At 44.8% G+C, this 20954-nt stretch carries 19 protein-coding genes and 1 pseudogene; 3 read left to right on the top strand and 17 right to left on the bottom strand.

Going from position 1 to position 20954, the window contains the following annotated elements:
• Positions 1 to 212: 212 nt before the first annotated feature.
• The 13 genes from xylB to QZL69_RS03640 form a co-directional block, all read right to left on the bottom strand.
• On the bottom strand, positions 213 to 1670 hold the full coding sequence (gene xylB / locus QZL69_RS03700; protein ID WP_022213878.1) for a xylulokinase: 1458 nt from the start codon (positions 1668 to 1670) through the stop codon (positions 213 to 215).
• A gap of 160 nt (positions 1671 to 1830) precedes the next feature.
• Complete coding sequence (locus QZL69_RS03695; protein WP_022213877.1) at positions 1831 to 3312, bottom strand: L-fucose/L-arabinose isomerase family protein; 1482 nt, start codon at positions 3310 to 3312, stop codon at positions 1831 to 1833.
• Positions 3313 to 3376: 64 nt separating this feature from the next.
• Positions 3377 to 3994, bottom strand: coding sequence for a DUF4867 family protein (locus QZL69_RS03690; protein WP_022213876.1), 618 nt, complete (start codon positions 3992 to 3994; stop codon positions 3377 to 3379).
• Positions 3995 to 4183: 189 nt separating this feature from the next.
• On the bottom strand, positions 4184 to 5002 hold the full coding sequence (locus QZL69_RS03685) for an AraC family transcriptional regulator (protein WP_022213875.1): 819 nt from the start codon (positions 5000 to 5002) through the stop codon (positions 4184 to 4186).
• Positions 5003 to 5029: 27 nt separating this feature from the next.
• Positions 5030 to 6712 carry an AAA family ATPase gene (locus tag QZL69_RS03680; RefSeq protein WP_022213874.1) on the bottom strand — a complete coding sequence of 561 codons (1683 nt, stop codon included), beginning with the start codon at positions 6710 to 6712 and terminating at the stop codon, positions 5030 to 5032.
• A 253-nt stretch (positions 6713 to 6965) separates the two neighbouring features.
• Positions 6966 to 7739 carry a tryptophan synthase subunit alpha gene (gene trpA / locus QZL69_RS03675; protein WP_022213872.1) on the bottom strand — a complete coding sequence of 258 codons (774 nt, stop codon included), beginning with the start codon at positions 7737 to 7739 and terminating at the stop codon, positions 6966 to 6968.
• Positions 7732 to 8916 (bottom strand): tryptophan synthase subunit beta, encoded by a 1185-nt coding sequence (gene trpB, locus QZL69_RS03670; RefSeq protein WP_022213871.1) that lies wholly within the window; start codon positions 8914 to 8916, stop codon positions 7732 to 7734. The genes trpA and trpB overlap by 8 nt, the downstream gene beginning before the upstream one ends.
• Before the next feature lie 47 nt (positions 8917 to 8963).
• Positions 8964 to 9602, bottom strand: coding sequence for a phosphoribosylanthranilate isomerase (locus QZL69_RS03665; protein WP_173907073.1), 639 nt, complete (start codon positions 9600 to 9602; stop codon positions 8964 to 8966).
• Positions 9603 to 9622: 20 nt separating this feature from the next.
• On the bottom strand, positions 9623 to 10459 hold the full coding sequence (trpC, locus tag QZL69_RS03660) for an indole-3-glycerol phosphate synthase TrpC (RefSeq protein ID WP_022213869.1): 837 nt from the start codon (positions 10457 to 10459) through the stop codon (positions 9623 to 9625).
• Positions 10460 to 10489: 30 nt separating this feature from the next.
• Positions 10490 to 11500, bottom strand: coding sequence for an anthranilate phosphoribosyltransferase (trpD, locus tag QZL69_RS03655; protein ID WP_022213868.1), 1011 nt, complete (start codon positions 11498 to 11500; stop codon positions 10490 to 10492).
• Positions 11501 to 11517: 17 nt separating this feature from the next.
• A complete protein-coding gene (locus tag QZL69_RS03650; protein ID WP_022213867.1) occupies positions 11518 to 12093 on the bottom strand; it encodes an anthranilate synthase component II in 576 nt (191 codons plus the stop codon).
• Positions 12090 to 13574 (bottom strand): anthranilate synthase component I, encoded by a 1485-nt coding sequence (trpE, locus tag QZL69_RS03645; protein ID WP_022213866.1) that lies wholly within the window; start codon positions 13572 to 13574, stop codon positions 12090 to 12092. The genes QZL69_RS03650 and trpE overlap by 4 nt, the downstream gene beginning before the upstream one ends.
• Before the next feature lie 384 nt (positions 13575 to 13958).
• Entirely contained in the window at positions 13959 to 14789 is an 831-nt protein-coding gene (locus tag QZL69_RS03640) for a Cof-type HAD-IIB family hydrolase (protein WP_022213865.1), read from the bottom strand.
• 125 nt (positions 14790 to 14914) lie between these two features.
• On the opposite strand from QZL69_RS03640, the gene QZL69_RS03635 reads away from it, so the two are divergent.
• Both QZL69_RS03635 and QZL69_RS03630 read left to right on the top strand, forming a co-directional pair.
• Positions 14915 to 15193 carry a type II toxin-antitoxin system HicB family antitoxin gene (locus tag QZL69_RS03635; RefSeq protein WP_022213864.1) on the top strand — a complete coding sequence of 93 codons (279 nt, stop codon included), beginning with the start codon at positions 14915 to 14917 and terminating at the stop codon, positions 15191 to 15193.
• Positions 15194 to 15246: 53 nt separating this feature from the next.
• On the top strand, positions 15247 to 16710 hold the full coding sequence (locus QZL69_RS03630) for a helix-turn-helix domain-containing protein (protein WP_022213863.1): 1464 nt from the start codon (positions 15247 to 15249) through the stop codon (positions 16708 to 16710).
• 246 nt (positions 16711 to 16956) lie between these two features.
• Here the strand turns inward: QZL69_RS03630 and QZL69_RS03625 are convergent, their stop codons facing one another.
• Positions 16957 to 18429, bottom strand: coding sequence for an Ig-like domain-containing protein (locus tag QZL69_RS03625; protein ID WP_022213862.1), 1473 nt, complete (start codon positions 18427 to 18429; stop codon positions 16957 to 16959).
• Positions 18430 to 18756: 327 nt separating this feature from the next.
• On the opposite strand from QZL69_RS03625, the gene QZL69_RS03620 reads away from it, so the two are divergent.
• Positions 18757 to 19248 carry a DUF2798 domain-containing protein gene (locus tag QZL69_RS03620; protein WP_022213861.1) on the top strand — a complete coding sequence of 164 codons (492 nt, stop codon included), beginning with the start codon at positions 18757 to 18759 and terminating at the stop codon, positions 19246 to 19248.
• 107 nt (positions 19249 to 19355) lie between these two features.
• On the opposite strand, the gene QZL69_RS03615 is transcribed toward QZL69_RS03620, so the two are convergent.
• The 3 genes and pseudogenes from QZL69_RS03615 to QZL69_RS03605 form a co-directional block, all read right to left on the bottom strand.
• On the bottom strand, positions 19356 to 19733 hold the full coding sequence (locus QZL69_RS03615; protein ID WP_022213860.1) for a hypothetical protein: 378 nt from the start codon (positions 19731 to 19733) through the stop codon (positions 19356 to 19358).
• Entirely contained in the window at positions 19720 to 20511 is a 792-nt protein-coding gene (locus QZL69_RS03610; protein ID WP_022213859.1) for a ParA family protein, read from the bottom strand. Before QZL69_RS03610 ends, QZL69_RS03615 begins: the two co-directional genes overlap by 14 nt.
• Positions 20512 to 20753: 242 nt before the next feature.
• Positions 20754 to 20948, bottom strand: a pseudogene (locus QZL69_RS03605) (cupin domain-containing protein); the annotation flags it as partial.
• Between the last annotated feature and the right edge of the window lie 6 nt (positions 20949 to 20954).

Genomic DNA, 20954 nt, shown 5'->3' with positions numbered 1-20954 from the left:
ATATAAAAATTTTTAAATTGATAAGCAAGGAGGAAGCATTTTGACTACTTCTGTATTCTTAAATAATGACAGAACCATGCCGCTTCTGGGGCTGGGTCTATATAAAGCCACCGCTGACGACGTGCGAGGGGAGAACGGCCTTCGCAACTTCGAGTGCCCTCCCCTCGCATAAGGTTTTGCAGTTTCCAAACTGCGGGAATCGGGGCAGTACCCTAGAAAAGTGGTTTAAGGGCCGGATACAGTTTCTTAAACTTCTGATACTTTTCTTCGTACTTCGCCACAAGTTCTTCCTCCGGCTCAACGGTGTCAACGACGTGAGCCATCTTCTTTCCGATGGTCTCAACATCCGGATAAGCCCCACATCCTACAGCAGCCAACATGGCGCCACCCATGGACGGTCCTTCTTCTACGTCGAGAACATCAACTTTGAGGTTCATCACATTTGCAATAATCTTTTTCCAGAGCGGGCTCTTTGCGCCGCCGCCGCAGATCTTGGTTCGTTCGATCTTGATACCAAGTTTTCTTGCAACTTCGAGGGAATCGCGAAGTCCGAAGGCTACGCCTTCGAGAACAGCCTGTGTCATATCTGCTCTTGTAGTGTCCATGGACATTCCGAAGAATACACCTCTTGCGTCAGGATTGTTATGTGGTGATCTTTCTCCCATCAGGTATGGAAGGAAGAATACATTGTTTTCGCCGAGTTTCTGGATCGGTGCCTGCTCTGCTGCGAAATCCTTGGTCTGAAGGATTTCCTCTGCCCACCATTTGTTACAGGATGCTGCGCTCAGCATGCAGCCCATCAGGTGATAGCTTCCGTCTGCATGGCAGAAGGAATGCAGTGCATTGTTTTCGTCAACGCCGAAGTTTTTGCTGGAGATGAAGATGGTTCCGGAAGTTCCAAGGGAGATGTTGCACTGTCCATCACCAACAGTTCCTGTTCCGACTGCTGCTGCCGCATTGTCGCCTGCTCCTGCTACGACTTTGACGTCTGCAGAGAATCCGAGTTCTTTTGCAACTTCTGGTTTCAGTGTTCCGACAACTTCCCAGCTTTCGTACAGTTTCGGAAGTTGTTCTTCCTTAACGTCGCAGATCTCCATCATTTCTTTGGACCAGCAGCGGTTCTTTACGTCAAGAAGCAGCATACCGGATGCATCAGAAACATCTGTGCAGAAAGATCCGGAAAGTCTGTATGCAAGGTAGTCTTTTGGAAGCATGATCTTTGCGATCTTTGCAAATTTCTCCGGCTCGTTTTTCTTCATCCACAGGATCTTTGGTGCTGTGAAGCCTGCAAAAGCGATGTTTGCTGTGTACTGTGATAATTTATCTTTGCCGATCTCATTGTTGAGATATTCTGTTTCTTTCTGGGAACGTCCATCATTCCAGAGGATTGCCGGGCGGATGACATTGTCATTTTCATCCAGTGTTACCAGTCCGTGCATCTGTCCGCCGAAGCCGATTCCGGCTACCTGGGAGCGGTCGATTCCTTCGGTCAGTTCTTTCATTCCCTCAACACTCTGGGTAAACCAGTCTTCCGGATTCTGTTCTGACCAGCCCGGATGCGGGAAAAACAGTGGATATTCTTTTGATACGATATTACAGATCTTGCCTGATTCTTCCATCAGAAGAAGTTTTACGGCAGAAGTTCCTAAATCCACACCAATATAGTACATATTTCCTCCTAACTGTGCATTTTGCATACATACCCCGCAGATGCACATTCTGTCTGTTATTGATATTTTTTACTGATATTTTGCTCTTTACCACGACATCCCAGGAAAACTCCCGGGATGTCTGTATTGATTTTATTTTATTTTTTTCAAAATCAGAAGATTATCCCCACGGATTTTCTGTTGGGTATCTTACTCCTGCTGGCTGGTTGTAACCGATCTTCTTTACATCCAGTCCAAGGAATTTCACTACTTCGAAGAACTGTTTTCCGTAATGTCCGAACATAACTGCTCCGTGATGCGGATAGTTGCCTTCGATCAGTACGTGACGGTAGAATCTTCCCATTTCGTTGATAGCGAAGATACCGATACCACCGAAGGATCTTGTCGGTACATCAAGAACTTCACCTTCTGCAACGTATGCTACCAGTTCACCTTCTGAGTTGCACTGCAGACGATAGAATGTGATGTCAGAAGCAGCAATGTCACCTTCAAGAGTTCCTCTTGTAAAGTCTGGCTCAGATCCTGCTGGCTCAAGAAGTCTGTGCTGGATGAGCTGATATTTAACGGCTCTGGATTCGCACATCTTGCATTCCGGAGTATTTCCACAATGGAATCCCATGAATGTATCTGTAAGTTTGTAATCATATTTTCCTTTGATATCTTCGTCATAGATATACTGCGGAACAGAGTTGTTGATGTCAAGCAGTGTAACTGCGTCGTTGGAGATGCAGAGTCCGATGTACTCGCTGAGTGCTCCGTAGATATCAACTTCGCAGGATACCGGGATTCCTCTGGAACCAAGACGGCTGTTTACATAGCAAGGCTCAAATCCGAACTGTGACGGGAATGCCGGCCAGCATTTGTCAGCAAATGCAACGTATTTTCTTGCTCCTTTGTGAGCTTCTGCCCAGTCAAGAAGAGTAAGCTCGAACTGTGCCATTCTTGCATTGAGGTCTTCGTAGTATTTGCCTTCGCCCATTTCTTTTGCCATATCTGCGCAAACTTCCGGGATACGAGGATCGTTTTCATGCTCTTTGAAAGCAACGAGAAGGTCAAGTTCGGAGTTTTCTTCGATCTCAACACCCAGTTCATAGAGACCTTTGATCGGTGCGTTACAAGCGAAGAAATCCTGCGGACGTGGTCCGAATGTAATGATCTTGAGGTTACGAACACCGATAACGGCACGTGCAACCGGTACGAAATCACCGATCATCTTGGCGATGTCATCAGCTGTTCCAACTGGATATTCCGGAATGTATGCTTCAAGATGACGCATCTTTAAGTTGTAGGAGCAGTTCAGCATACCACAGTAAGCATCACCTCTGCCGTTGATCATGTCGCCGTCGCCTTCCGCTGCTGCAACGTACATGCACGGTCCGTCGAATCTTTCTGCGATCAGTGTCTCCGGTGTTTCCGGTCCGAAGTTTCCAAGGAAAACAACCAGGGCGTTACACTCTGCTTTGTTTACATCTTCGAGTGCTTTTTCCATGTCTTTCTCGTTCTCAACAGTTACTGGACATTCGTAAAGTTCTCCTGTGTAGGCTGCTTTGATAGCTGCGCGTCTCTTCTCAGAGAGCTGGATCGGGAAACAGTCACGGCTTACTGCGATGATTCCAAGTTTTACTACTGGGATATTGTTCATGATAAAAATTCCTCCATATTATATAAGTTTGTATTTACAGTTATTTGCTTTTCAGTATAAAAAATCAGTCGATTCCGACATTCTCACCTTTGAGTCCGTTAAACGCACCTTCGATAGCTGCTTCTTCGTGTGCGATCAGCCATTTATTCTTAGCTGTAAGAAGCTTGTCCTCGCCTTCAGCGGCTGTGTCAAAAGTCAGCTCCGTGTTTGTTCCTTTTGGTAAAACAACAACGCACTGGAAACCTGCTTCGTTTACATGGCATGGTGCATAGTGAAGAGTTGTTGCATATACTTCGATTCCGGTTCCTGCCGGAACAAGGAATGCTTCTACTTTGGATGTGTCATATGTAAAATCTTTTTCGATATCCTGCTGATGTCCGATCAGAAGGACAAGATCTGTAACCGCTACGTTGATCTCGGAATTGCGGTGATATTCCAGTCCGTTTAATTTCTTATTATGACCATTGCAGTATCCGATCTCGATCGGCAGTCCACCGTATCCTTTGTTCTGAAGTTCCTTCGCTACCGGCAATGCCTCCATCTCTTCTACGGATGGCACATAGATCACGTCCTCCGGTACCGGTGTGTGTTTCATTTCCTTCAGGAGTTCTGTAAAGTCATACCCCTCCAGTACTTTACCATATCTGCGAAATGCGTCATCTGCTACATTCTGAATCTTCACCTGAAGTTACCTCCTTTATATTTTTCATGTTGGAGATATCATATCATGAGGTGTGTTTTATTTCGCCAGATTTTTTGTCCTCTTTAGTGCACTTTTTTGACCTTTTAGTTTTTTGTTTTGTACAAACATTTATAACTATTAAGAAAAAAACAGGCGTTTCTGATCCGCCTGTTTTTGCATTTTTATTCTTTATTTTTCTCGTCCAAGTTCGCTTGGCAGAATGCTGTATCGTTTCTGGAATTCCCGCGTAAAAGCGCGGCTGCTGCTAAATCCGTTGTCCAGGGCGATCTGGCTGATCGTCTTGTCTGTGTTCAGTAATTCCCTGTATGCATAGGTCATTCGGATGTCCTGTAAGTACGTCTTAAAATTGACATTTGCATATTTCTGGAACATTCTGGATAAATATGCATCGGAGTAACCGAACATGTTCGCTACTTCGGTCAGTTTGAGTTCTTCCTGATAATGCTCTCTCATATAGGAAGTAATTCTCGCAAGAGCATCCAGGCGGCGGCTGTGGCGTACTTCCTGCTCGCCCGCCTCGTCCAACCGGTAGTGATTGACCAGAAAATAAAGCACATCATAATAGAAGGAACGGATCTTGAATTCATATCCAACTCCACGTTTCCCGTATAATTTATACATTTCACGCACCAGTCTCCAGAGTGTCGCATCCATCTCCGGAACACTTCCCGCAAAGCGTACAAATCGGTGTGCGGTAAAATAGTCCTCAAACTGCTTCAGCGGAATCTGAAGTACTGCCGTATGATTCTCTTCCGGCGAATCGATCGAATGCACTTCATTGGAATTGATAATCATCAGCTCCCCCGCCTTGAGCGGATGTTTCTCATCATTCAGATAAAAAGTCAGCGAACCTTCCATCACCGCAAAGATCTCCACAGACGTATGCCAGTGTTTCTCCCTCACATAATTTCCCTGACTTCCCTCAAACAGAAAAAATTTAAACGGCAGTCCCTCATCCGGGATCACCAGTTCATGCTGGAATTCCATGCTATACCCCTCTTCTCCAATAATAAATCAGTTTTCTTTCTTTTGTTTTACAAGACAACGCTTCTTATAAAAAGCTACACCATAGCAATAAATATGGTCATATTCATCTTCATACTCTTTTGCATACATACGCCTGTCAATTTGGCGCAGGGCTGCTTCACAGTCGCCCTCCATAGCAGACAATGTTCTGGAATATTTTGCCTCAAAAATCGCCACCTGTCCATTTACAGAGTCATACACAACAATATCGCTGCGTCCCTCTCCATGTTCTTTGTTTGACTCTACAACATATCCTGCTCCTGTAAAAATCCCTGCAAGAAAAGCATGATAAAAATCTTCCCTGTAATCATGATAGCTGATGGTTTTTCGCAAAAGTTTGCTCATTTCCTGTGTAAGGATCTCGCTCTGACCACTCCATGCAGCATCGAACAAAGCCTTTCGATTCCATGTTTTGACACTCTCAGAAAACCATTTCACAACGGTAGTCTCAAAAATTTCTCTGATCTCAGCATTTGGAATTTTTAACGCTGACATATTGTCTGGCAACGGATCTGTTATTTCATTTTCTCTTGCCTGCGTCAGATAGCCTGTCAGATAAAGAATGCTCCAGAGATTTTCTTCTGAAGAATGCAGATAATCGTAAGTGAGATTTTCATCTATACGTTGTATGATATAACCTCCTGAAAGTAAGGCTTCCATTTTCTTTGTAATGTTACTTCCTGCGTAATCAATAAAAGAACGGATGATCTCATTATCACTGGTATTCTTCCAGTAACTTGCCGGTCTTGCCTTCGGATTCCGCTGGATATCACGAATATAATTCATCACATCCCAGGGGCAGTAAACATCAACCTCTCCAAAATGATACCCATCATACCATTTCTTCATCTCGTCTCCAAATTCCTCGACATCTGCTTCGCTCAGGATCTTATCTACATCTTTTTGTGTAAAACCAAAATATTCATTTAAGTTTGAATCGCTTATTGTATCGGAAACAAGATTATTGGTTCCTGTAAAAATACTCTCTTTCGCAATCTGCAGGCAGCCTGTGACTACTGCAAAGCAAAGCCCCGGATTGTCCTTTAACGCAGTGCTCATCATCACTTTAAGGATTTCAAGCATCTGTGGATAATATTGATGGCTGCTGGCTTTTGCAATCGGGACATCGTATTCATCGATCAAAAGGATTACATTTTTCTGATAATGTTGCTGCATCAGCTTTATCAGCAACGACAGGCTCTTTTTGATATCTGTAACAGTTGCTTCTTCTGTAATAATGCGCTGCATGATTTCTTTATCATATGGACTTATCCGGGAACTTTCCATTAAATACAGGTGCTCTTTGTAAAGTTCTGTGATCGTTGAAGAAAGCATACCATAAACACTGGAAAAATCTAATCCGTCAACATCCTTGAAGGTCACAAACAGCGTTGGAAACTGGTTCATCCACTCACTGCACACGTCTCTTTGTTCCGCAATTTCCAGCCCCTTGAACAACTCTGTACTTTCTTTTCGAATATCAAAAAAATTCGCCAGCATGCTCATACCAAGAGTCTTCCCAAAACGCCTTGGTCTGGTGATCAGAGTAACTTCTGTGGATTTTTCTTCTAATAATTCTGCGATCAGTCCACTTTTATCAACGTAGTAATATCCATTCTTCCGGATTTTCTCAAAATCTGAAATACCAACCGGAATGCCTAATCTCGCCATGTCTGCCACTCCTTTCCCAACTGATGTCTATATCATAACATGAAGGCATTCCTTTTACAAGCAAGTGAAAATCCATCTGATTTTTTATCATCATAAAAAACACCGTCTTCCTGATAAGCTGAATATATCAGAAAAACAGTGTTCATAATAGCTTCCTGCATCGGAAAATACATCTGGCATTCCCTCCGATGCCTGGTGATTAGATACCGGGTAATTATTCAAGAAAAAAGCTTTCTATACATGATATATGCTTTTATCTTATCGCATCCTTCATGGACTTCACATACTCTTTGATATACGGTACGCAGTCGGCTCCGTGGGTTTCACAGAGTTTGACAATGGCAGAACCCACGATGACGCCGTCGGCCTGGGAGACCATTTTCTTGGCCTGCTCTGGGTTGGAGATTCCGAAGCCTACGGCACATGGGATGTCTTTCTGGGCTTTGACGAGTTCCACCATGGCTCCGATGTCTGTGGTGATCTGGCTTCGCATGCCGGTAACTCCGAGGGAGGATACGCAGTAGACAAATCCTTCTGCCTCTTTTGCGATCATGGAGATTCTCTCGTGGGAGGTCGGTGCGATCAGAGAGATCAGATCCAGACCATACTTCTCTGCAACGGATGCGAACTCTTCTTTTTCTTCAAATGGGACATCCGGAAGGATCATTCCGTCCATTCCAACCTCTGCTGCTCTCTTGCAGAAACGCTCAATCCCATAGGAAAAAACAACGTTCGCATAGGTCATAAATACCATTGGGATAGAACTGTTTTTGCGGATCTTTTCTACCATATCAAAAACTTTATCTGTGGTAACTCCACCGGATAAAGCACGCAGGTTTGCGCCCTGGATGACAGGGCCTTCTGCGGTCGGATCAGAAAATGGAATACCAAGTTCGATCAGATCTGCACCTGCTTCTTCCATGGCATATACGATTTTTTCGGTAACATCAAGGGACGGATCCCCGCAGGTAACAAACGGGATAAATGCTTTTCCCTTTGCAAATGCTTCTGTAATTCTCTTATTCATGGATATCCTCCCCTCTGTAACGTGCGATCGCTGCACAGTCCTTGTCTCCTCGTCCGGAAATAGTGATAACTACGATCTGGTCTTTACGCATCTGTGGCACGATCTTTCTCGCGTAAGCCACGGCATGAGCACTCTCGATCGCCGGAATGATGCCTTCTGTTCTTGACAGATATTCGAATGCATCTACCGCTTCATCGTCTGTTACCGGCACATATTCCGCACGTCCGATGTCATAAAGATGTGCATGTTCCGGTCCGACACCAGGGTAATCTAATCCCGCTGAAATGGAATAAACCGGTGCGATCTGACCATACTCATCCTGGCAGAAATAGGACTTCATGCCATGGAAAATACCAAGTTTTCCGGTTGCGATCGTCGCTGCCGTCTCTGCAGTATTGACACCGCGTCCTGCTGCCTCACAGCCGATCAGGCGGACTCCTTCATCCTCAATAAAGTTATAGAAAGTTCCGATTGCATTGGAACCGCCGCCCACACAGGCAAGCACAGCATCTGGAAGTTTGCCTTCTTTTTCGAGAATCTGCTCTTTGATCTCCTTGGAAATGACTGCCTGGAAATCACGGACGATCGTCGGGAACGGGTGCGGTCCCATGACAGATCCGAGGACATAATGTGTATCGGAAATACGGTTTGTCCACTCTCTCATTGTCTCGGAAACGGCATCTTTCAGGGTTGCAGTTCCTGATGTAACGGCATGTACTTTAGCTCCCAGAAGACGCATTCTGTATACGTTCAGTGCCTGACGTTCTGTATCTTCCTTACCCATGAATACTTCACATTCCATACCCATAAGAGCTGCTGCTGTTGCGGTTGCAACACCGTGCTGTCCGGCTCCTGTCTCTGCGATGACACGTGTTTTTCCCATCTTTTTGGCAAGTAAAACCTGTCCCAGAACGTTGTTGATCTTGTGTGCTCCTGTATGGTTCAGGTCCTCACGTTTCAGATAAACTTTGGCTCCGCCGAGGTCTTCTGTCATATGTGCTGCATAGTACAGACGTGACGGACGGCCTGCATAATTGTTCAGCAGATCGGTCAGTTCACGGTTGAATTCCGGGTCATCTTTGTAACGGTTATAGGCCTCTTCCAGTTCCAGCACTGCATTCATCAGTGTCTCCGGGATGTACTGCCCTCCATGTATTCCAAATCTTCCTTTTGACATTTGTATCCTCCTCTATATTCTTCCAAACACCTTGTTTCTTTATATAATTACTTTGTTTCTTTCATTTTCCTGACGCTATCCACAACCTGCCGGATCTTCGTCGGATCTTTCCACTTTTCTGTCTCCACACTGCTGCTTAGATCCACCGCATATGGATGGATTTCCCGGATCGCCTGTTCCAGATTGGCGGCTCCGATGCCTCCTGCGAGAAAAAACGGTCTCTGGATCTCCGGGATCAAAGACCAGTCAAAAGTCTTTCCGGTTCCTCCGCCGCCCTGATCCAGCAGGATGTAATCTGCCGGGCTTTGCAATGCTTTCTCGATATCTTCAGCTGTTTTTATGGAAAACGCTTTGATGATCGGCTTGTCTGTGTATGTTTTTAATTCTCTGATATAGGACTCATTTTCCTGTCCGTGAAGCTGTGCAAGTGCAAGCGTTCCGTCATCCAGAAGTGATCTTACCAGCTCCATCGGTGCATCGACAAACACTCCAACTGGCTGGATCTCCTGGATCAGATCTTTCACCAGATCTCTCACTTCATCTGCCGTTACACTCCGGAAACTTTTGGGAAATTCTATGATAAATCCACAGTAATCCGGCTTCGCCTCATTGACGGCGAGGATGTCTTCTCTACGCCTGAGCCCACATATTTTTATCTTAGTTTTGCTATGATCCTGAGCTGTCATTTCCTGCATCTCTCTGTTTCTCAATCCTCAGTCAACGGTGCTCCATTCAGTTCTTCGAGTGCTGCTTTTTTGTCCGGACTTCGCATCAGGGTTTCTCCGATCAGCACAGCCTCGATCTGGTTATCATGCAGACGCTTGATGTCCTCCGATGTGCGGATGCCGCTCTCGGAAACAAAGATCACATTCTCCGGTGCAAGTTTGCGAAGGTTGATGCTGTTCGCCATATCCACCTCGAAGGTTCTGAGGTCACGGTTGTTGACTCCGATGATCCTTGCTCCGCTCTTTAAAGCTCTCGCAACTTCCTCTGCATCGTGTGCTTCCACCAGGGCATCCATTCCCAGATCTTCTGCCATTTCGCGGTATTCCCGAAGCTGTTTATCGTCAAGTAATGCACAGATCAGGAGCACTGCGGCTGCACCATAAGCTGCCGCCTGCAGGATCATGTAGTCGTCAATGACGAAATCTTTTCGCAGTACCGGGATATCAACTTCTGATGCAATCTCCCATAAATACTGGTCAGAACCCTGGAAATAAAACGGTTCCGTCAGGCAGGAAATCGCGGATACACCGGCTGCTTTATACTCTTTTGCGATGTCCAGATACGGAAAATCCGGTGCGATCAGCCCCTTGGACGGGGATGCTTTTTTGACTTCACAGATATAGGACATTCCCGGTTTTTTTAGTGCCTGATAAAAACTATGCGGCGTTTTTGCTGTCTCAGACTGGATCAGCGGATTGAGAAGCATCTGCACTTTTTTCTGCTGGATCTCACGGATCAGATCCTCTCTCGGCATCTCTTTTTTGTCTTTTTCGATGCGCTCTCTCGTCTTCTCAGCGATCTCATTTAATATGTTCATAGTAAAAAATTTCCTTTTCTAATCGGTCATTCAAGCGTTAGATTCCTGAATGAATTCCTCTAATTTCTTCAGTGCTGCACCGCTGTCGATCAGTTCTTCTGCCATGCGTACACCTGCTTCCATGGTTTCTGCTTTGCCTGCGATATAGAGTGCAGCTCCGGCGTTGAGGCATACTGCCTGACGCTTCGGTCCCTTCTCTTCGCCTTTCAGGATTGCTTTCGTGATCTCTGCATTTTCTGCCGGAGTTCCGCCAACCAGATCATCTTTGGAGCATCTTGTATAACCGAACTGCTCCGGTGTGATCTCGTAAGACTGGAACCATCCGTCCTTGATCTCGCAGACAGAAGTCGGTGCGCTCATCGAGATCTCATCCAGTTTGTCCTGTCCAAAAACTACCATTCCTTTTGTCACACCAAGCTTCGCCATAACCTGTGCCAATGGCTCTACAAGACTCTGATCAAACACACCCATCAGTTGCATATTTGCTCCTGCCGGGTTGCTCAAAGGTCCGAGGATATTGAATACGGTACGGATTCCAAGTTCCTTACGGATCGGTGCTACGTACTTCATTGCGATATGATAATTCTGTGCAAACAGGAAACAGATGTTGATCTTTTTGAGAAGTTCTGCACTTTTTTCCGGGGAGATCGTGATGTTTACTCCAAGTGCTTCAAGAACATCTGCTGCACCACTCTTGGAGGATGCTGCACGGTTTCCATGCTTTGCTACCGGCACGCCGCCTGCTGCGATCACCAGTGAGGAAGTGGTGGAAATGTTGAAGGAGTTTGCTCCGTCACCGCCGGTTCCTACGATCTCCAGGACATCCAAATCATGCAGTAATTTGATGCAGTGCGCGCGCATTCCTGCTGCGGAAGCGGTGATCTCATCGATGGTCTCACCCTTCATGGAAAGTGCTGTCAGATAGGAAGACATCTGTACCGGTGTCGCCTGTCCGCTCATGATCTCATCCATGACTGTCTCTGCTTCCTGATATGTTAAGTTTTCTTTTTTTGAAAGTTTTACGATTGCTTCTTTGATCATTTTCATGTCCTCCTTAACTATACTCTTACAACATTTATGAAGTTTTCTACCATCTTTTTACCATCCAGTGTCATAACGGATTCGGGATGGAACTGTACTCCATAGATTGGATATTCTGTGTGTTCCACTGCCATGATCTCGCCGTCTTCTGCCTCTGCTGTGACTCTTAAAACCTCCGGAAGTTTATCTCTTACTGCTGCCAGTGAATGGTATCTGGCTGCCTGGAAGCTGTCTCCCAGTCCTTCAAAAAGTTTGCTTTCTCCGACGGTATAGATTGTTTTTTTCTTGCCGTGCATCAGTTCTTTTGCGTAGGAAACTCTGCCGCCGAAGGCTTCACAGATTGCCTGATGTCCAAGACAGATGCCGAAGATTGGAAGTTTTCCTGCAAAATATTTAATTGCTTCGATGCAGATTCCTGCGTCTGACGGCTTGCCCGGTCCCGGTGAAAGGATCAGTGCTTCCGGTTTCATTGCCTCGATTTCTTCTACTGTATATTCATCATTTCGAACAACTTTGATGTCCGGTTCTACGGAACCGATCAGCTGATATACGTTGTAGGAAAAGCTGTCATAATTATCAATCAGTACGATCATTCCAATCCCTCCTGTGCTTTTTGGATTGCCAGAACTACGGCTCTTGCCTTGTTGCAGCACTCTTCGAATTCTTTTTCCGGAACGCTGTCTGCTACGATCCCTGCTCCGGAGCGGATGCAGATCTCACCTTTTTTCTTGTATACAAGACGGATCGCAATGCAGCTATCAAGGTTTCCTGCAAAATCCAGATATCCGATCGCGCCGCCGTAAATGCCTCGTTTGCTCTGTTCCAGTTCTTCGATGATCTGGCAGGCACGGAACTTCGGTGCCCCGGAAAGTGTTCCTGCCGGGAGGATGGAGTCGACTGCATCTATCGCATCTTTGTCTTCTCGAAGCTCTCCTGCGACTGTGGAACCGATGTGCATAACCTGTGAAAAATGCTCCACACTCATGTATTTTTCCACTTCTACCGTTCCGATCTTGCTGATCCTTCCGATGTCATTTCGTCCCAGATCGACCAGCATGTTGTGCTCTGCAAGTTCCTTCTCATCTTTCAGAAGTCCCTCTTCCAGTTCCCTGTCTTCCTGCTTTGTCTTGCCTCTCGGTCTGGTTCCTGCCAGTGGGAAAGTGGTAAGTTTTTTGTCCTCCAGTTTTACCAGGGTTTCCGGTGAAGCACCTGCAAGTTCGATGTCATCACTGGAAAAATAAAACATATACGGTGACGGATTTGTTGCTCTCAAGACTCTGTAAGTATCAAATAAACTTCCCTCTGCTTTTGCTCTCATCGGGTTGGAAAGCACCACCTGGAAGATGTCTCCCTCATGGATATAATGTTTTGCTTTTTCTACCATCTGGCAGTATTTTTCTTTCGGGAACTGCGGTTTGATCTCAGGATCAAGCTGTAATGGCAGGAACTCAGCCTTCTGTGCGTTTCGGATCAGATCTGCCATTTCCTGAAGTTTTTTCTCTGCTTTCTGGTAAGAATTTTCCAGGTCGTCCAGCATGACTCCTGTGATCAGAAGTACTTTCTGTCTGTAATGGTCAAAGGCGATCACCTGGTCAAAAAGCATCAGATCCATGTCTCTGAAATCCGGATCTTCGTGTTCGCCAAGCTTTAATTTCGGCTCGCTGTATTTGATGTAATCATAGGAAAAATATCCGACCAAACCGCCGGTAAACGGTGGCATATCTTCAATCACCGGGCTCTTGTATTCTTTCAGGATCTCTCTTAAAGTGTCTCCCGGATGTGCAACCTGCTTTGTGATCTCACCCTGATCTTCGCCTTCCGTGCGGCGGATCTTCATTGCTCCGTCCGTGCAGGTAATCTCCATGGCCGGCTCATATCCGAGGAAAGAATAGCGTCCCCACACCTCTGTCTGGCTGGCACTTTCAAGCAGATAACAATGCCTGCTCGCCTTCCTTAAAGTCCTCATAACTTCTACCGGTGTATATCTGTCTGCGTATACTTCCCGGCAGACCGGAACTCTTTTGTACTGACCTTTTGCTGCGATCTCTCTGATGGTTTCTATCGTAGGATACATGGATCATACCTCCCTGTGTATTACTGTTTGTTCCTGTCAGAGCAAAAAAGAAAGCCCGCCCATGACAGAATCTGCTCTCTGTCAAGGACGAGCGTTAAAATTCACCCGCGGTGCCACCTTGATTCACGGAATGACCCGTGCGCTTTGCGGAATACCTTCATATTCCCGGCAACTGACGTATGCCTCACGTCACAGAATACTAAGCGATCGCCTTTCCCTGTGCCCTCAGCGGTCCATTTAACAATCTGCATTTCCACCCGGCTCTCACCCTCCCGGACTCTCTGTGCGCGCATGATAGTTTTTATCTCCGCTTCAACGGTTTAATTAACTAAATCAAATTTTCTATAAAATATCACAATTTTTTTCCATTGTCAATAGGGTTAGTTAAATTTCACATTTTATGTGCGATAAAATAGCCTCGGCCACACCGTCTTCTTCGTTTGTTCCGGTCACGCAGGCGGCGGATTTCTTGCAGTTTTCGGTGGCATTTCCCATTGCGATGCCGTATTTTACTGCTTCCAGCATACTGCTGTCGTTGTCTGCGTCACCAAATGCCATCGCTTCTTCCGGGGAGATCCCGAGTTTATCCAGAAGCCACAATAGAGTTTTGCCTTTCCCTGCATCTTTGTGCCCCATTTCGAGAAGATTTGACACAGAGGAAGTCACGTAGATATCCGGAATCTCTTTCTCCAGGGATGTATACAGGCGGTTCCTGTCCTCATGGCTGCATACGAAGGAGATGCTGTCCAGTTCTTTCGCATGCTGCGCTGCAAACTCAATGATATCCTTCACAGGAGTCCTCGTTGCCTTGATATATCTTGCCCCGTACTCTGTCGCCAGATAGCGGATGGGATCTCTGACATACGCTTCCTCTGCGTAGGGAACACCGTCGACGACGACCTCCATGACCATTTTTTCTCTTTTTCTTACAGCGATCGCGACTTCTACGGATTCCGGTGTCATAAGGCACTGGTAAATGCGCTTCTTTTCGCTGACAGAATAAACAGCGCCGCCATTGGCTGTGATCAGATATTCCACTCCCGGGTACTCACGGATCATCTCAGGTACAGAACCAAAGGATCTGCCCGTTGCCGGCACAAGGTGGATTCCCTGTGCTGCCGCCAGATCAAGGGCTTCTCTTGTACGTGGAGAAAGTTCTTTTTTGTTTGTCAGCAGGGTCCCGTCCAGGTCGCTGGCGATAAGTTTGACTGCCATTTCACATCTCCTTTGTATTTTTTTGCAAACTATCCATTCATTTTCCACCATTATACAAAATCTTCTGCTTTTTTTCCACCTGATATGATATACTATTAACATTGAGTAAAAAGGAGATGTGTATCATGAAATTTATTTATCCTGCGGTATTCCGCAAAACTGATAAAGGTACTTATAAGGGATTTTTCCCGGATCTTGAGGATTGTTTCGGAGAGGGCGAGACTCTGGATGAAGCAATTGAGGAGGCAAATGCCGCTGCTTACAACTGGATCTCTCTGGAACTTGATGAGGATGACTGCCAGCTCCCGCCTGTTTCTGATGCAGACGACCTGGAACTTGAAGAAGGCGATATCGTCCGGAATATTTCTGTAAATATCCGTTTTTATGAGGGATGGGATGAATAAAATTCCTTTTCCGGATTTCATCATATCAAATCAACCCGGAAGGAGTTTTTAACATGTCAGCATTTTCGGAGGTTCTTACCGAATATATCAAAGCCAGGCACGTCAAAGTTGCACCTATGACCAAATATTGCGGAATTGACCGCTCTACCATGTACAAGCTGATCAGTGGTAAACGCAATCCGCCGTCCAAAGATATTTTTGAAAAAATGGCCCAGTTCATGCACCTGACGCCAGCAGAAACACAGCGTTTCGAGGAAGCCTGGGAAGTGACTGTGATCGGTCCGGAAGTCTACTACAAGCGCAAAAGTGTAGAAAATTTTATCCGGCACTTTCCAAGTCATTTCTCTGTATCACCGGATGAATTTATTTTTTCCTCAAAACTTATCCAGAATAATCAGGAATCGGACTGCACAGTCCTGACCAGTCTTCAGAACGTCAACTATTTCATCCACAAAATGTTCCTTGCCGAAGCATCCAGGTCTTCCGGCAAGATATCACTGTTTCTACAGCCAGATCATGAATTTGTTTTTCATCTGCTCTCCACGCTGGCTCCGTCTGATACCCTGGAAGTTCAGCATATCCTCTGTCTGAACAGTGAAGACACCTTTACAGAACAGCATGAGCTTGTAAACCTGAAGTATCTGGATGCGATTTTCCCAATCTACATGTCTGGATTGAATTATACATTATGGTATTATTATGATAATATTTCATCTCATTACCAGAATATGAATATTTTTCCATGTATGATTCTGACTTCCGATGCAGCGCTGATGTGTACTGCTGACGGACAGTCAGGAATCTTTTACCGCAATTCTGATGTAATACATATGCTTCAGGAAATGTACAATACTTATCTGGAACAATGTTCACAGTTATTTCTGCCAACTGCTTTTCTGCCGGATAATTTTTCGAATGTTTTCAATACAATTTTTGAAGTTTCTGAAGAGGCACCTACTTTTGCCCTTCAACCGGAAGTCTGTATTACACCATTTATCAGCGAAAAGATTCTGAAACAGGCATTTAATTATGATATTCCGCACAGTGAGGAAATTATCAAACAGGCTGCCCTTGCTTTTAGAGGAAATATGAAAAGACTCACAGACAGCCAGACTTATGTATATTTTACAGCTGACGGACTTCTTCAGTTTGCTGCATCCGGACGGACTGCCGAGATTCCAGAAGTTTTTTATCATAAATTTACTGTTGAGCACCGAATCGAGATGCTACATGGAGTTGCCGAAAGCTGCCGCAAGGGTTCTTACAGAATTCTGCAAAAGCCATTAAACCATCTTCCATCCAACCTGCATCTTTGTATTCGTGGAAATGTCGGAACATTGATTTTTCAGAAATATAATGGAGAAGTCATGCTGTTTACGATCCAGGAGTATGGACTTCTTGAAACATTTCTTGATTATCTCCAGAATATGCTGGAAAGCAGTTTCTACACTTCAGAAGAAGCTGCCGCATACGTAGAAAGTATTATATACCAATTGGAAAATGGAGAACTTTCTTAACAATAAAAAAGCCGTATACTCAGGTAAACTCCTGAATATACGGTTTTTCTCTTTCATACTCGCCGATTCGATAGTTAAAATTATACGTATTATTTTTCATATTTCAAGATGTGACATTATTTGTGGGCAGAGTTTTTTGAAATTCAGAACACTTTTTGCCCGTTAATGAGAATTTATTGCAATTATACAATAAAATAAGCCCTCAGTGCTGTAACACCAAGGGCTTATGCTATAAAATTGCTTCCGTTATTTCGCTGGACGATATACCACAGTAAATCCTTCTGAAGCACTGCCCTGTACTTCTGCGGTATAACCAATCGGAGCCGCAGCTACAACATCATAGGTAATCGGAAGACCATCCTCATCCTGAGAATCCAGGAGTACCCACACATGTCTCCACTCGGTATCTGTGCCAAGTGTAATGCTGTCATATTCAAATCCATTGGAAAGCAGCTGAATATCAACCTGATCCGGACGAACGGTCAGTGCGCCGCTGTCTTCCCATTGTGTCGTTACAGATACATCCGTTGCCGGTGTGACTTTGATCTGGAGCGGTTCGGACTGAACACCATTCCAGGCTGCAACGATATCGGTTGTACCCGTACCGATGCCGGTAACAATTCCCTTATCATCAACTGTTGCGACAGACGGATCAGAACTGGTCCATGTAACTGACGGACTGTCATTCTTCTCTGTGCCATCCCATGTCTCTGCAAAAATGATAGTTGCACCAGTCTGCTTAATACTACGGCTGGCTGGTGTCAGCTTTATTCCAGTACCGGTAACACTTACTTTGCTTGTTGCTGTAAATGCACCCCATGTAAGAGTTACAGTTGTCTCACCAGGGGCTTTCGCGATCAGATTTCCATTGTCATCCACTTCTGCAATCTGCGGATCATCCACATTCCAGATAACATCCTGTCCATCTGCCGCTGTTCCATCCTCACCTGTTCCATCAATCAGTTTATAGCCAATTGCCTGTACAGACAGATCCTCATTTAAAGATAACTGAATGCTGTCAGAGCCTGCTGCAAGCACAATTCCCTTAACAAAAACACGAATGCTGATGGTCATTGGCTCGCCGGATACAGCTCCATTCTCATCTGTTGGCTGGTAAGTTCCTGTTACAACAGCACCACCTGCCTTATGGCTTCTTAACTGTAACTGATCGTCGGAATCTGTATCAAAAATACTCACAACAGATTCATCACTGGATTCCCATGTCATATCTCTGACTGCAATTTTGCTGCCGCCCTTCTCACCATAAACCGGTACAAAGAGACTGGTTTCCTCAGAAACTCCATTAAATACAACATTACCGTCTATGATCTGACCGATAGAATTATCAGCAGGTATATCGCCAAGATAAAGCCCATCTGCGATTGAAGTCTCCTCTTCCACCTGAACTTCAGAAGTGAAATCTGCCTCAGACTGGAAATCAGCATCTGCATCTGTCTGTTCGTCTCCTTCGCTGGTCTCTGCATCAATATTCTCTGTGCTTTCATCTGTGCTGTCCTCAATTACAGTTTCCTCATCGCCTGAGAACTCCAGATCACTGGCTGCATCATCAGCTTCGTAATTATCCTCAGAAAAAGCCTCGACTGCCGCTTCATCCCCCAGATCACCGGCGTATACTACTGTGCCTCCCTGAGCTATAAGAGCCGCCGACAACATCCAGGTTAAAGTACGATTCCATTTTGAATGTAACCCTGCACTCATTTTTATCCCTCTTCTTCTTATTAAAAACATCTGTAAATAGTTTCTACTTTATCGTATGGTAAAATCCTCCACTATTGAGGTCATTTTATCACATGCTTCTTTCTCTGTAAAGTTTCGTGAATATTAATTTTTGCTTATTTTCTAAGTGCAGATTTTAAATTAACTTTGAAAAATTCAATTTTTCTCTTGCATTTCTTCTTCGTATATAGTATAATTCGCAACTGTCAATTGAATATGGTCTAATTGGAAACGCACATTCTCCCTGAATGATTAACGAACAACACATGCTCTTGTATCTTAATTTATTTATTCAAGGAGGATTTTTTTATGCCTAAAAACAAGTTTCAGGAAGTAGTTTTTACAGTTATTATGGTATTTTTTATGGTCTACAGCATGATCTGTTATAATATCAGACTCAATGTAGGTGAGATGACAAATTCTATATTTCTTTCCGCATTTCATGAACTGATCATCATGGGACCGATCGCGTTTGTTCTTGATTTCTTTATCGTGTCCAAGCTGGCTTTTGCCTGTGCATCACGTATGGTCGATTTCAGAAACTGTCATCCGTTCAGCATGATCCTTGCGATCTCTGTTGCATCTATCGCTCTGATGTGCCCACTGATGAGTTTTGCCGCAACACTTCTTTTCAAAAATGCCGGAAGTCAGTTCATCGCTGTATGGATTGAAACTACTGCCATGAATTTCCCGGCAGCATTTTTCCTGCAGCTCATTTATGTAGGGCCGCTTGTACGCTTCATCTTCAGACATATTTTCCCTGAGAAAGAAGGTGCGCACCAGACTGCATCTGAAATGTAATAAAATTCCAATAAAAAATCAGGTTTTCGCACGATGTTATCTGTCGTGTGGAAACCTGATTTCGTTTTATTTAGCTATTTAGCCCTTTTCGATATCTTCACATGAGATTACAGAAGATAAACCGGAAGTTCTTCATTTACCTGAACAGAACCCTGTACTTCTTCCGGTGTTTTGTCCTTGACAAAAGCTTTCTGAAGTTCTTCTGAATTCTCTGGTGTGAGAACGGAAGTTTTTACGGATTTTTTGCGGGTTGTGGTTTTCTTTGGTGCTGCTTTCTTGGCTGTTGTGGCTTTTGCCTTTGTTGCTCTCGGTTTTCTGGCAGGAGTTTTTTTGGCTGCCGGTTCTTTAGCTTCTGCCTTTGGTGCTTCTTTGACTTCTGCCGGAGCTTTTGCTTCTTCTGCTGGTTTTACTGGTTCTGCTTTTGTTTCTGTGTTTTTGGCTTCTGCGTTTGCAGCGCGCAGAATGCTGTCCTTACCTACTGACATAATCCATTACCTCCCTGGCTAATTCTGTATATTCCTTCGCGCTTCTGCTGGATTTCTTGTATTCTACAACCGGAATGCTGTTGTCCTGAGACCATTCAATGGTACTGTCAACGCGGATCAGGTTGTCAAATACATGAATATTGTCCAGCTGATGCAAAGTTTCCATGGTTTGTTTAAAATAATTCTTGCGAGTGTCGACTTTGGTCACTGCGATACCCGCAACTTCGAGATCTGGTGCGATCTGCTTAACTTCGCCCAGAAATTCAAACATATTTGCAAGTCCGAACATTCCCCATGGGCTTGCCTCTACAGGAATGATTACCTTATCGGATGCACACAGAATGTTCATGACCCATCCGCCGAGGGTTGGCGGTGCATCGATGAGAATATAATCGTAAACGCCTGAATCCTTGATTTTCTGGATACATTTCTTCAGGATAAATTCTCGCTGCCATTTGGTAAAAAGTTCGTACTCGATGGAACTCATCAGCGTAGATGACGGAATCAGATCAAGACTTTCGTACGGTGTGTGTACGATGTAGTCTGTCAGGTCTTCCTGTTTACCAATTGCATGGTAGAGATTCTTCTCTCCCTGGGCGTGCTCCAGAACCCAGTCCTCTGGAAAAACTGCCAATGAAAGATTCAGCTGCATGTCACCGTCAACCAGCAGAACTTTCTTTCCGGCGCGTGACATGGCTGCGCCGAGGTTTGAGCAGGTCGTGGATTTGCCGCTGCCGCCTTTGTTGTTGGTAAAACAGATAGTTATTGTCTTTGCCATGGGATTTTCCTCCCCTGTTTATCGTTTTGGGTATTTTTGTAAATTTATCTATGTCATATTATACGAAATTTCTTCAAAATTTTCAATGAGTTTGTCACTATTTATACCTTTTATCCAACATTTGTGCATGTCAGACCGTTTTTGTCACGCGGTAGTCGGGATAATGTTCTATCAGCTCTCATGAACAAGCCTTTGCAGAAAAAAAGCCGGCAGATTTGCGGTCTGCCGGTAAGTTGTGAATCTTATTTCTGTGGAAAAACTACGGTCAGGAGCATTTTGAATGCCTCCACTGCATATACTGCGTGTGGGATCCTGGCTGACATTACGATTGCTTCGCCTGCTTTGCACTGGTATTTTACACCGCCTACGGTGAATTCGCCGACTCCTTCGAGGACAGTTACCATGGCATCACCTGTGGAATCGTGTGTGCCGATTTGTCCAAT

It is taken from the genome of Blautia sp. CAG:237 (genome assembly GCF_000436615.1).
In the GTDB taxonomy this organism is placed as follows: domain Bacteria; phylum Bacillota; class Clostridia; order Lachnospirales; family Lachnospiraceae; genus Blautia_A; species Blautia_A intestinihominis.
Note: the sequence above shows the minus strand (reverse complement) of the source record. Positions and strands in the feature narration are given on the sequence as shown.